10 protein-coding genes are annotated in these 12401 nt (G+C 66.7%); 7 read left to right on the top strand and 3 right to left on the bottom strand.

Annotated features, from left to right (window positions below; all coding sequences use genetic code 11):
• The first annotated feature begins 270 nt into the window (after window positions 1-270).
• Entirely contained in the window at window positions 271-444 is a 174-nt protein-coding gene (locus WS45_RS35645) for a hypothetical protein (protein ID WP_175907158.1), read from the top strand.
• Window positions 445-526: 82 nt separating this feature from the next.
• On the opposite strand, the gene WS45_RS13030 is transcribed toward WS45_RS35645, so the two are convergent.
• Entirely contained in the window at window positions 527-1918 is a 1392-nt protein-coding gene (locus WS45_RS13030; protein ID WP_059700587.1) for an undecaprenyl-phosphate glucose phosphotransferase, read from the bottom strand.
• Between the two features lie 32 nt (window positions 1919-1950).
• Window positions 1951-2733, bottom strand: a complete 783-nt coding sequence (locus WS45_RS13025; RefSeq protein WP_059525170.1) for a Crp/Fnr family transcriptional regulator — start codon at window positions 2731-2733, stop codon at window positions 1951-1953.
• 917 nt (window positions 2734-3650) lie between these two features.
• On the opposite strand from WS45_RS13025, the gene WS45_RS13020 reads away from it, so the two are divergent.
• The 6 genes from WS45_RS13020 to WS45_RS12995 all read left to right on the top strand — a co-directional run bounded on the left by WS45_RS13020 (window position 3651) and on the right by WS45_RS12995 (window position 10537).
• The gene (locus tag WS45_RS13020; RefSeq protein ID WP_179949131.1) at window positions 3651-4433 is read left to right on the top strand and encodes a Crp/Fnr family transcriptional regulator; all 783 of its coding nucleotides are present in this window, start codon (window positions 3651-3653) and stop codon (window positions 4431-4433) included.
• 168 nt (window positions 4434-4601) lie between these two features.
• A complete protein-coding gene (locus WS45_RS13015) occupies window positions 4602-4853 on the top strand; it encodes an acyl carrier protein (RefSeq protein ID WP_047903457.1) in 252 nt (83 codons plus the stop codon).
• On the top strand, window positions 4850-6046 hold the full coding sequence (locus tag WS45_RS13010; RefSeq protein WP_059700209.1) for an acyl-CoA dehydrogenase family protein: 1197 nt from the start codon (window positions 4850-4852) through the stop codon (window positions 6044-6046). Before WS45_RS13015 ends, WS45_RS13010 begins: the two co-directional genes overlap by 4 nt.
• Complete coding sequence (locus WS45_RS13005; protein WP_059525165.1) at window positions 6043-7014, top strand: amino acid--[acyl-carrier-protein] ligase; 972 nt, start codon at window positions 6043-6045, stop codon at window positions 7012-7014. The genes WS45_RS13010 and WS45_RS13005 overlap by 4 nt, the downstream gene beginning before the upstream one ends.
• Window positions 7011-8066 carry a DUF1839 family protein gene (locus WS45_RS13000; protein ID WP_059700207.1) on the top strand — a complete coding sequence of 352 codons (1056 nt, stop codon included), beginning with the start codon at window positions 7011-7013 and terminating at the stop codon, window positions 8064-8066. The genes WS45_RS13005 and WS45_RS13000 overlap by 4 nt, the downstream gene beginning before the upstream one ends.
• Window positions 8063-10537 (top strand): glycoside hydrolase family 2 protein, encoded by a 2475-nt coding sequence (locus WS45_RS12995; protein ID WP_059700205.1) that lies wholly within the window; start codon window positions 8063-8065, stop codon window positions 10535-10537. Before WS45_RS13000 ends, WS45_RS12995 begins: the two co-directional genes overlap by 4 nt.
• Before the next feature lie 45 nt (window positions 10538-10582).
• Here WS45_RS12995 and WS45_RS12990 read toward each other — a convergent pair whose 3' ends face one another.
• Window positions 10583-11974 (bottom strand): sigma-54 dependent transcriptional regulator, encoded by a 1392-nt coding sequence (locus tag WS45_RS12990; RefSeq protein ID WP_059525160.1) that lies wholly within the window; start codon window positions 11972-11974, stop codon window positions 10583-10585.
• Window positions 11975-12401: the final 427 nt, after the last annotated feature.

The following is a 12401-nucleotide window of genomic DNA, read 5'->3' as shown; positions in this document are numbered from 1 at the left end:
CGGAACGCCCCGGCTCGCCGCGCCCGGATGCACGTCCGGCCGCACGAAGCGCCGGACGCCTTCGACGCAGCATAAACCCAATGCACACGCGTGTGTTGACCGGCGTCAGCGCCCACCTCGTGCGCGCGAAAACGGGGGACCGACGCGATAATCCCGCACACCCGCATTCGTCTGATGCAGCCGCCGTTGAGGTCGATCAATCCCCTGTAAAAAGTTGCGACATAGATTGAAAACATGCGCGGCGAATCCGCTGCTTCGAGGGAGAACGTCATGTTGTTCGGCGTCGTCATCTGGGTGGCCCTTGCGGCCCTGTTCCCGACGATGGTCGTGCCGACGATCCAGCACGCCATCCAGCCGTCGAGCGCGCAAGCCGCGCCCGACGCCAGCCCCGCCGCCACGCCCGCTGCGTTGCCGGCGGCCGCTCAGCCGCCGTCGGACGGTTGACGCGCGGTTTCAGGTGCGCCGTCCCGGGGCGCATCGCATCGACGACGAAAACGCCGCGCAGAATACTTCGCAATCCTCTTCGTCAGAATGCATTGCGCCCGACGAAGCCACGCACGACCGTCATCAGGATGATCTTCATGTCGAACCAGAAGCTCCAGTTCTGCATGTAGAACAGATCGAACTTCACGCGCGCGGCCATCGCCTCGACCTTGCGCGTCTCGCCGCGATAGCCGTTCACCTGCGCCCATCCCGTGATCCCGGGCCGTACGCGATAGCGATACATGTAGCAGTCGACCAGTTGCCGATAGAAGTCGTCGTGTTCGATCGCATGCGGACGCGGACCCACCACCGACATCTGGCCGAACAACACGTTGAAGAACTGCGGCAGCTCGTCGAGCGACGTGCGCCGCAGAAACGCGCCGACAGGCGTGATGCGCGCATCGTTGCGCGAGGCCTGCCGCACGACACCGGGCTGTGCGCGATGCACGCGCATCGTCCTGAACTTGAGGATGTGAAACTCGCGGCCGTCGGCACCCTTGCGGCGCTGTCTGAACAAGACGGGCCCCGGCGACGACAGCTTCACCGCGATCGCCAGCACCGCAAGCAGCGGCAGCAGCGGGATCAGCACGGCGACCGCGAACAGCCGGTCGAACGCGAACTTCGCCCACAGTTCCGGCGCGGAACGTGGCGTGGTCGCGAGGTTGATTGCCGGCATGCCGAGCACATCGGTCGCGGATCGCTCGACGACCGCCATCTGCCGCACGTCCGGCAACAGTCTCAACTCGACGAACTCGTCGCGCAGTTCGCGCACGATGCGCTGAATGCGCGACTCGTGCGACATCGGCAGCGTGAGCCACACTTCGTCGATCTCGCCGCCGCGGATCATGCGCCGAAGCGCGACCCAGTCGCCGATCACCGGCACGCCGCCGATCCCGGCGGTGGCTGCCGCGGCCGGCGCGTCGTCGTCGAACACGCACGCCGCCGCGAATGGGCCGGTCGGCTCGAGCTGCATGCGCTCGATCGCCACCCGTCCGTAAGCGGTCGCGCCGACGATCGCGACCCGCCGCTGCCGCGTGCGCGAATCGCCGCGCTTCATCGCCAACGCGCACAGTGCCAGCCTGCCGAGCAGCAGTGCCGCGTCGCCGGACAGCACCGTCCGCGCAATCCAGCGCGTCGTGACCGTGCCGCCGCGGTTCATGATCCACATCGTGCCGGCCACCGTCAGCGTGCCCGCGCACACGACGGCCACCACCGTGCGCGTCAGCACGGTTCCGCTGTCATGCGACGACGACGCCCCGCGCGACACGCGCACACTGCGCGGCAACAACGCGACCGTCAGCGCGCACAGCAACGCAATCGCGCCGCGCTGCGCATCCGACAGATCGCGCCACGCGAGCCCCGTCGCAACCTGCGCGGCGAGCGCGCCTGCCAGCACGAGCGCGACATCGGCCGCGGCGATCGCGGCGCGCCGCATCGTATTCGTTCCACCCGCCGTCGCGTGCATCGTCACGCACCATGCACCGGAAATCCGCCGTGCACGTCGTGCATGCGCGGTCGCACCGGCATCGATCGCGCGCCGTTCCGCGTGCCGAGCAGCCGGCGAAAGTCCGCACGAATCAGCTCGTAGCATTCGCACGCCTGGCGCTCGAGGCCGTCGCGGTCGAGCACCGTGATGCGGCCGCGACGCTGACGGATCAGCCCGGCTTCCTGCAGGTGGCCGGCTGCTTCCGTCACGCCTTCGCGGCGCACGCCGAGCATGTTCGCGATCGTCTGCTGCGTGACGGCCAGTTCGTCGCCGTCGATCCGGTCATGCGCGAGCAGCAGCCAGCGGCTCAACTGCTCGCTGACCGAGTGATGCCGGTTGCACAACGCGCTGCGCGAGATCTGCGCCATCGTCGCCTGGCAGTAGTTCAGCAGCAGCCGATACGTCGCCGGGGAACGCTCGAATTCCGAGCGCATCACGCAGGTCGGCACGCGATAGGCCATGCCGCCGATACGGACTTCGACGCGGTTCGATATCGCGGTACCGCCGACGAGCGTCGCCAGACCGACCACGCCTTCGCGGCCGACCACGGCGACCTCGACCATCGCACCGTCCTCCATCAGGTGCTGCACCGACATCATGGCGGTCGTCGGGAAATGCAGGTGGCGCATCGGTTCCCCGACACGATCGAGCATGCCTGCCTTGATCCTGACCAGTTCGAGGTGCGGTGCGATGGCGCGGATGCTGTCCTCCGGGAGGGCATCGAGGATGGCATTCGCCGAGTAGCTCGAGTGAAGATGAAGCATGTCTGTATCCCATTTTGTCGTCCGCGCCGCATGCAGCCGCGTCAGCGGAACTCGTTATCGCGATGCGCGTCCCGACGGCGACTCGGGTTGCGGCCCACAACCCTCCTTCCAATCGACCGTCGGCTTCGCGCCGCCGGATCGAATCGGCAGTCCCGTTTCGATGCGCCCATCTCAATAAGCGATTTGCGTGCCAATACCCGCTTCATCCTTAATATATAAATGACCCGCGATTTTGCCCCCCCGAATTGCCGACTGAAAACCGCAAAAAGCGTCTCATTTTCGGACACCCTCTGCCGCAGTGGACACTGCCGGCGATTCGACTGATCAATGGCCACCGAGTATGCGGCGGCTCCGGCAGCGGGGCCGCGAAGCTTATCGTTCAACTACTTACGACCCGTTTTCAATTGTTTCCGTGACGTCCCGCGCGACACCCGAGCGGCGCCCGACACCTCGAATGATCGTTTGAAACTGTCTCAAATATGAATCGTTATATTAATTTACGACTCTGTAAGCAAACGCACACGACCACCGCAACTCCATGATTCAATTGATAAATTCATGACTAAAATCTCAATTGTCAAATAATGTTCAATGCATTCTTAATATTTTACCTGTACGATATGCATCGCTTCCCGATTGATTCCAGATCGTCATCGAATTCCCAACTTAACCGCCGATCCATATCAATTCGATTAACTCGTGAAAACATGATCTTCAAATCCATATAACGTTTCCGTTTATCTCTAATCGTCAAACTTTGTGAAGTTACGCAGCGCGCAATTTATCGAATTCAATTGCATGCTAGCCTTTTCCCGCCATCGGCATTCGAATTCCGACGAACTCAAATCCGCACGCGCGTGCTAAATCCCCATGGATGCCGCCGCGCGACGTGCGACCGCCCCCTACGAGGATGCGCCGTGACCCACCAGGCCAATGACGCCGTCGCCCACGCGAGCGGCATGATCGAGCTCTCCCACAGCTTCGACGCCAACCGGTTCCTCGCGGCCCTCGACCGCGAGGAACGCGCCACGCTGATTGCCAATCTTCAGCTCGTTCACCTGAAATCGGGCCAGGTGCTGTGCGAACCCGGCGAAATGCTCACCGCGGTTTACCTGCCCGTCACGACGGCGATTTCGCTGCAGTACGTATCGTCCGGCGGCATGACGCTGGAAGTGGCCGAGATCGGCAGCGAGAGCGTCGTGTGCGACGACGTGATCGGCGGCAGCGGCCGGATGCCCTGCCGTGCCGTCGCATGCCGCGACGGCTTCGTCTACCGGCTGGACCGACGCATCTTCGCCGCCGCGTTCGATGCATCGCCGGTGATTCGCCATCTGGTGTTCGTCTGCGTGCGGCTGCTGATGGCCCAGGTATCGCAGATCACGTTCTGCAGCCGCCATCATGTGCTCAAACATCAGTTATGCAGATGGTTCCTGCTTGCCTACGACCGGTCGCGCAGCATCGAGATCCAGGTGACTCACAGCATGCTCGCGCAGATGCTCGGCGTGCGGCGCGAGACGGTCACGGACGCAGCCGGCGAGATCCAGAAACTCGGCCTGATCCGCCAGTACCGGAGCTCGATCGAGCTTGCCGACCTTGCGGGCCTCGAGAAAATGTCGTGCGGCTGCCGCGCGATCGTGCGCGACGAGATGAAGCGCATCCTGTCGGCCGACTCGAGCGTGGCCGCTGCGGCACGCGCGTGATGCGCACGGCGTTTCGGCGCACGCGTGCGATCCGAGTCAGCCGATTGTAGGGTGGCGAACAGAACACCGTGCTTGCGAATGGTCTACTGATGCCGGACTGCCGGGGGGATGTCAGCGCGCTGCGCGCGTCCGCCCGTGCGGACGACACCACACACGCCGGAGCAGCACGTGAAAAACGAAATCAGAACCATCCTCAAGCACGTCGCCCACCTCGAAGCCGCGATCGATTCGATCGGTGACGGGGACGACCTCTACGAAGCGGGCCTCTCCTCGCTCGACACGATCCAGTTGATGCTCGCGATCGAGAAGCAGTTCAACATCGAGATTCCCGACGAGATGCTGAACCGCAATCTGTTCCGCAGCATCGACGCGCTCGCGGATACGATCGCGACCCTGCAACGCTCCGAGCATTCCGCATGAGCGCGCTGCTTCCCGAACTCGCGGCCGACGACGAAGCACACCGGCTCGACGAGGCCGCGCATGCCGTCGCGCATATCGCCGCCCAGCATGCGGATGCGGTCGATCGCGATGCGCGCTGCCCCGTCGAAGCGATCGAGGCCATGCGCGCGCGCCGCCTGCTGAGCGCAATGGTCCCGACCCGGCTCGGCGGTGCCGGCGCGTCGCTGGCCGACATCGCATCGGCATGCTCGATCCTCGGGCAAGCGTGCGCATCGTCGGCGATGGTGTTCGCGATGCACCAGATCCAGGTCGCGTGCATCGTCAATCACGCTGCCGACCAGGGCTGGCACAAGCTGTTCCTGCAGCAGCTCGTGCGCCATCAGTGGCTGCTCGCGTCGGCGACATCCGAAGACGGGGTCGGCGGCAACCTGCGCGCAAGCCAGTGCGCGCTCGAAGCCAACGGCGGCGCATTCCGGCTGCACAAATCCGCACCGACGATCTCGTACGGCGACTATGCCGACGGCATCCTCGCGACCGCGCGGCGCGACGCAGACGCGCCGGCGTCCGAGCAGGTGCTCGTCACGCTGCTGCGCGACGGCTACACGCTCACGCGCCGCGGCGAATGGGACACGCTCGGCATGCGCGGAACGTGCAGCAACGGCTTCGTGCTCGACGCACAGGGCGCGACCGAACAATGCCTGCCCGTGCCGTTCGCGCAGATCGCCGAGCAGACGATGGTGCCGGTTTCGCACATCCTGTGGGCGGCGGTGTGGATCGGCGTGGCCGGCGATGCGTTCCATCGCGCGCATCAGTTCTTCCGCGCGCAGGCACGCCAGACCGACGGCGCGCCGTCGCCCGCGTCGCGGCGCATCGCCGAATCGCTTGCGCTGATGCAGGCGATGCAGGCCCGCGTCGACAACGTACTGCGCCTCCATGCCAGCGCGTCGCCCCGCTCGTGGTCGGCCGGCATGGCCTGGGCCGCCGAGATCAACACGCTGAAGACCTATGTGTCGTCGACCGCGCTCGAAGTCGCACAGCAGGCGATGATGATCTGCGGAATGGCCGGCTACAAGCACGGCACGCCGTTCAGCATCGGCCGCCACCTGCGCGACCTGCACGCGGCACCGCTGATGATCAGCAACGACCGCATTGCCGCCAATACCGCGAGCCTGCTGCTCGCATTGCGTCCCACGACGCTGGAGAAACATTCGTGAACGACCGCCTGTCCGTGCCCTCTGCCGCCACCCCGTCCGACGCACCGCTCGACCGCGCGGGCGTCAATCCGCTGCGCGACGCGCTGATCGATGCGGGCCTGCTCGTGTCCACCGGCATCCAGGGCCTGTTCGGCCGCAGCGAACGGTTCGAGCGCGTCGTCGAAGCGCTCGACGCCTTCGTCACGCGCCTCGGCGCCGACCAGCAGGCCGAAGTGCTGCGCTTCCCGCCGGCGATGAGCCGCACCGAGTTCGAGCGCAGCGAATACATGAAGAGCTTCCCGCAGCTCGCGGGCAGCGTGCATGCGTTCTGCGGCGACGAGCAGCGCCACCAGCGCGTGCTGCAGTGCCTCGACCGCGGCGAGGACTGGACCGAAAGCCAGAAGCCGACTTACGTCGTGCTGACGCCGGCCGCCTGCTACCCGGTCTATCCGGTCGTCGCGCGCGCGGGTGCGCTGCCCGACGACGGCCGCATCGTCGACGTGTTCTCGTATTGCTTCCGCCACGAGCCGTCGCTCGACCCGACCCGCATGCAGCTGTTCCGGATGCGTGAATACGTGCGGATCGGCACGCCCGAGCAGATCGTCGCGTTCCGCGCGACGTGGATGGAGCGCGGCACGCGGATGATCGAGGCGCTGCGCCTGCCGAACGCGATCGATCTCGCGAACGATCCGTTCTTCGGGCGCGGCGGCAAGATCGTCGCGAACAGCCAGCGCGAGCAGAACCTGAAGTTCGAGCTTCTGATCCCCATCGAGCACGACGATCGCCAGACCGCGTGCCTGAGCTTCAACTACCACATGGATCACTTCGGATTGCTGTGGGACATCCGCACCGCGACGGGCGACGTCGCGCACACGGGCTGTGTCGGCTTCGGCCTCGAGCGGCTGACGCTCGCGCTGTTCCGTCATCACGGTTTCGACATCGACGCATGGCCGGCCGACGTTCGCGACGTGCTGTGGGGTACGCGATGAAATTCGTGTCCCGCGACGGCGAGGACGCGTCGTTCGAGGACGTGCGCCACCGCGCACGCCATTACCGGCCGCACCCGCTGCACAGTCAGGAGATGGTCTGGAAGCAGACCAACTGCTACGTCGACATGTGGCTCGAGGTGCTCCGCTGGTGGGGCCTCAATCCGTACGCGGCACTGCCGTTTACGATCGCGCTCGATTTCGAGGGCGACCAGTTCACGTTCTTCAAGTTTCCGCACGACGAACTGGAGCGGCTTTACGGAATCGTCGTGCAGGAGCATTCGATCTACGAGCCGCTCGACCAGCACATCGAGACGCAGGTCGCACGCGGTCACCTGATGATCGTCGAGGTCGACGCGTGGTTCCTGCCGGACACGCGCGGCAGCAGCTACCGCGCGCAGCATACGAAGACGACGATCGGCATCGACTCGATCGATCGCACGCACCGCCAGATCGGCTACTTCCACAACAGCGGCTATTACGTGGCCGAGGATGTGGACTACGACGGCCTCGTAGGCGGCGGTTCGCCGATGCCGCTGCCGCCGTACGTCGAGTGCGCGAAGCGGCGTTTCGCGCCGCTCGACGAGCGCGCGCTGTGCGAAGCCTCGCTCGCGGCGCTGCAGCGCCATCTGCGCCGCCTGCCGGTCGTCAATCCGGTCGCGGCGTTCCGGCGCCAGTTGCAGATCGATGCGAAATCGCTCGCCGATTCGCCGCTCGAACGGTTCCATGCGTACTCGTTCAATTCGGTGCGCCAACTCGGTGCAAACTTCGAACTGTTCGGCCATTACGCGCGCTGGCTGCAGGCAAGCGGCTGCGTCGGACCGTTCGCCGAGATTCGCACCGCCTGCGACCGCATCGCGTCCGAGGCGATGGTGCTGGAGTTCCGGCTGGCGCGGGCCTGCGCGCGCGGCAAGGAAGAGCGCGGAGACGCGACGCTCGAAGCGATCGAAGCGGCCTACGCCGACCTGATCGACTGCGCGCGGCAGATCACCCCGCCGCTTCAGCGCGCGGTGCCCGTTCGCGTCGACGCGGCCTCCGTGCCGTCGATGCGGTGAGACGCGCGCCCGCCGCGCTCGCGTGGTCGATGCTCGCCACGGCAGCGGGCGCCACGCGCGGGCCGCGCGATCTTCCCGCCGACGGCTGGATCGCCGCCCCCGTCCCCGGCACGGTCGCGCAAGCGCTCGTGCAGGCCGGACGCCCCGACGATACGGCGTCGCTCGACGAGCGCGACCACTGGTATCGCGTCGAACTGCACGGGCACGGGCCGCGCGTGCTGCGCTTTCACGGCCTCGCGACACTCGCCGAAGCCTGGCTCGACGACACGCCGATCCTGCGCTCCGACAGCATGTTCGTCGCGCACGACGTGCCCGTGTCGCTCGATGGCACACACCGCCTGACCGTCTGCTTCCGCGCCCTCGCGCCGCACCTGCGCGACGTGCGCGCACCGCGCCGTGCACGCTGGCGCACGCGACTGACCGAACCGGCGACGCTGCGCACCGTTCGCACGTCGCTGCTCGGGCACATGCCCGGGTGGTTTCCGCGCTGCGTGCCGACCGGACCGTGGCGGCCCGTCGACGTGCTCGATCCGGCCGACGGGCCCGTTCTCGTTCATTGCGACCTGCATGCGCGCATCGATGGCGACACCGGCTGGCTCGACGCGGAACTCGCGTTCGCCGGGCCGCTGCCCGATGCGTTCACGGCCCGGCTGTCGTGCGGCGAGCACCACGCGACGCTCGAGCGCAGCGGCGCCGACCGGCTGCACGCGACCGTCGCGGTGCCGAACGTGCGCCGCTGGTGGCCGCACACGCACGGCGAACCGGTGCTCTATGAAGTCGCATTGCACATCGGCGCCGATCGACGACCGCTCGGCGCGACGGGTTTTCGCACGATCGAGCAGGACGCGGGCGACGACGGCAAGGGCTTCGGCCTGCGCGTGAACGGCGTGCGCGTGTTCGCGCGCGGCGCCTGCTGGAGCAGCGCCGCACCGCTCGCGCTGCACGCCGACGACGCAACCTATGGCCGGCTGCTCGGACTCGCGCGCGACGCCGGCTTCAACATGATTCGCGTCGGCGGCACGATGGCGTACGAGGCCGACGCATTCCACGCGTGGTGCGACCGGCTCGGACTGCTGGTCTGGCAGGACTTCATGTTCGCGAATTTCGATTACGCGCTCGACGATCGCGCGTTCGCGGACGCCGTCGATCGCGAAGCCGAACAGTTCCTCACGCGCCACCGCGCATCGCCATCGCTCGCGGTTCTGTGCGGCGGCAGCGAGATCGCGCAGCAGGCCGCGATGTCGGGGCTCGGGCCGAAGCAGCGCTTCCTCGAACTGACTGCCGAGCGCCTCGCCGGCCATGCGGCGGCGCGACGGCCCGACGCGCTTTACGTCCCCGACTCGCCCGACGGCGGCGTGCTGCCGTTCATGCCGCGCGAACGCGTGTCGCACTATTACGGCGTCGGCGCGTACCTTCGCCCGCTCGACGACGCGCGTCGCGCCGACGTGCGCTTCGCAAGCGAATGTCTCGCGTTCGCGAACGTGCCGTGCGATGCGATGCTCGCAAGCCTCGGCTGGCCGGGCGTTCATGAGCCGCGCTGGAAAGCGGCCGTGCCGCGCGATCCCGGCACGTCGTGGGATTTCGACGATATTCGCGATCACTATCTGCAGACGTTGTACGACGTGGCACCCGACCGCCTGCGGCGCGAGGATCCGGCGCGTTACTTCGAGCTGTCGCGCGCGGTGATCGCGGACCTGATGCGCGACACGTTCTCGGAATGGCGGCGCACCGGCTCACGCTGCGCGGGTGCGCTCGTCTGGCAGTTCCAGGACGTGATGGCGGGCGCCGGATGGGGCTTGCTCGATGCGACGCATCGGCCAAAATCGGCATGGTATGCGCTACGCCAGGTACTTCAACCGGTGCAGGTCCTGCTCGTCGACGAAGGGTTGAACGGGCTCGACGTGCATGTGATCAACGAACGGCCGGCGCCGCTGTCGGCAGCGGTCGAGCTGGTCGCGCTGCGCGACGGCCGTACGCCGGTCGCGCGGGCCGGCGGGGCCCTCCGGATCGCCGCGCACGACGCTGTGCGGCTCGAGTCGGCCGAATTGCTCGGCCGCTTTTTCGACTGGACCTATGCGTATCGCTTCGGCCCGTGCGAGCACGACACCGTCGTCGCGACGCTGCGCGCCGAGGACGGCACGCTGCTGTCGCAGGCCTTCTACTTTCCGTCCCGCACGCATCCGGCCGTGTTCGCCCGCCGCGAACCCGGCATCGAGGCATGCGTGTCGCGCACCGGCGACACGTGGCACGTCGACATCGATACGCGCCACGTCGCGCGTCATGTGCAGATCGACGCACCGGGCTTCGTGCCGCGCGACGAATGGTTCGATCTCGCGCCCGGCACGCCGGCACGCGTCGCGCTCGTGCCGCTGGATAACACCGGCGACCATGCGGCCGCAGGCGCGCCACCGACCGTCGAGATCCGTGCGGTCAACGCCGCGCGAACCGTGCGCGCCGCGTTGGCCGGCTAACCCGGGCGGGACCGCTCACACGGTCGCACGGCCGCGCCGCGCACGTCAGTCCGACGAGCCCGTGCCGCGCGGCCGCTCGATTCCGTACGCTTCCATCCAGCGATAGAGCGTGGCACGCGACACGCCCAGTTCGCGCGCGGAAGCGGCGACGCGCCCGCGCGTGCGCAGCAGCGCGGTTTCGATCGCTTCGCGTTCGATCGACTTGCGGATATCGGCAACGGACGGCGACGCCGCGTCGAGACAGTATTCGAGCTCGAGGTCCTGCGCGGTGATCAGGCGCCCTTCCGTCATCACGACCGCGCGCCGCACGCGGTTGATCAGCTCGCGGACATTGCCCGGCCAGTCGTGCTTGTAGAGCGCCGTGATCGCATCCGTCGAGAAGCCGCGCACGCGATGGCGCGCGTCGCCACGAAAGCGTTCCAGCATGTGATGCGCGAGCAGCTCGATGTCCTTGCCGCGCGCACGCAGCGGCGGCTGATCGATGCGCATCACGCAAAGACGGTGGAACAAGTCCGCGCGGAAACGCCCTTCTTCCATCGCTTCGCGCAGGTCGACGTGCGTCGCGGAGACGATCCGCACGTCGACCGGCACCGGATCGCTGCCGCCGAGGCGATGAATCGCACGCTCCTGCAGGAAGCGCAGCAGGCTCGCCTGGCTCTCGTGCGGCAGGTCGCCGATTTCGTCGAGCAGCAGCGTGCCGCCGTTCGCGGCCTCGACGTAGCCGATCTTGCGTGCGTTCGCGCCGGTAAACGCGCCGCGCTCGTAGCCGAACAGTTCCGATTGCAGCAGGTGGGGCGGGATCGCACCGCAATTGACCGCGACGAACGGGCCGTTGCGCCGTTCCGAATGACGATGGATCGCGACGGCCGTCAGTTCCTTGCCGGTTCCCGTTTCGCCGAACACGAACACCGGTGCGTCGGTGCGCGCGAAGCGCCGCACCGTATCGAACAGCCGCAGCATCGCGCTGCAGGTGCCGACGATGCCGTGCTCCCGCGATTCGAGCGCTTCGCGATCGCGCGCGAACAGGCATTCCATTCCGTACGCATGGCCGACCGTATCGGCGATTCGTTGGTGCGACGCGGGCAACGTGATGTAGTCGAAGCAATAGTCGCGCAACAGTGCGCGCACGTTCGGCGACGCCGTCTGACCGGTTTCGACGAGCGCGACCCATACGACATCGCGCATCGACGCGCAGGTCGACGCGATGCTGCCGATCGCGTCGGCGTGGCCGCCGCTCAGATCGAGGATGCCGCAGGTGATTTCGCCGGAGGTGTCGCGCAATTCGTTTGCGTGCGCAACGACCGTCACTTTCCAGTCACGCCGGGCAAGTTCCTTGCGCAGCATGACGGACGGCGACCGGGTCCAGTAAATCAGAGGACGCTGCCCGGTAGTCCTCCCCCCGCCGGCGCTCTTATCGCGCGTTATTGGCATATTCATAACGAACCATCACTTTCTCCACTCCGCGAACCGTTCGCGTGCGCTGCGGACGGCGGCGCATGGCCGCCTGTCCGCGCTGCGTTTCCGCAGCTTTGGCGAAGATCGAAACTGCACACGGCGAGAGCCCCCGGAGGTCGAGCCGGATGTCATCCGGCCTCGTTGTCATCGAACTCGAAGGGAACGCACGGCCGCGGGAGCCGCGGCGTTCCGGCTTTCATGCGACGCGCCGTCAGGCGGAGCACGTCGGCAAACGGGAATTCCGTCCGCATTTGCGTCGCGTCGTACACGACAGTCGCGCCCGATGCTGAACCGGATGGCCGCCAACCCGCTTTCGGAATGGTGACCTCATTTCATCCGCTCCTGAATTTACATCCCGTATCGAGATGCCCTTGTTACCAAAAGCTAAACATCGATTCAGCCGATTACG

The sequence above is a fragment of the Burkholderia sp. RF2-non_BP3 genome (assembly GCF_001522185.1).
Taxonomy (GTDB): domain Bacteria; phylum Pseudomonadota; class Gammaproteobacteria; order Burkholderiales; family Burkholderiaceae; genus Burkholderia; species Burkholderia diffusa.
The sequence above is the reverse complement of the archived record's forward strand: the minus strand, read 5'-3'. Positions and strand labels throughout refer to the sequence as shown.

What these genes read in the sequence shown, in the direction of transcription:
- WS45_RS35645 (WP_175907158.1), top strand. Translation starts at nt 271, where the DNA reads ATGTTGTTCGGCGTCGTCATCTGGGTGGCCCTTGCGGCCCTGTTCCCG.
- WS45_RS13030 (WP_059700587.1), bottom strand. Translation starts at nt 1,918, where the DNA reads ATGCGGCGCGCCGCGATCGCCGCGGCCGATGTCGCGCTCGTGCTGGCA.
- WS45_RS13025 (WP_059525170.1), bottom strand. Translation starts at nt 2,733, where the DNA reads ATGCTTCATCTTCACTCGAGCTACTCGGCGAATGCCATCCTCGATGCC.
- WS45_RS13010 (WP_059700209.1), top strand. Translation starts at nt 4,850, where the DNA reads ATGAGCGCGCTGCTTCCCGAACTCGCGGCCGACGACGAAGCACACCGG.
- WS45_RS13000 (WP_059700207.1), top strand. Translation starts at nt 7,011, where the DNA reads ATGAAATTCGTGTCCCGCGACGGCGAGGACGCGTCGTTCGAGGACGTG.
- WS45_RS12990 (WP_059525160.1), bottom strand. Translation starts at nt 11,974, where the DNA reads ATGAATATGCCAATAACGCGCGATAAGAGCGCCGGCGGGGGGAGGACT.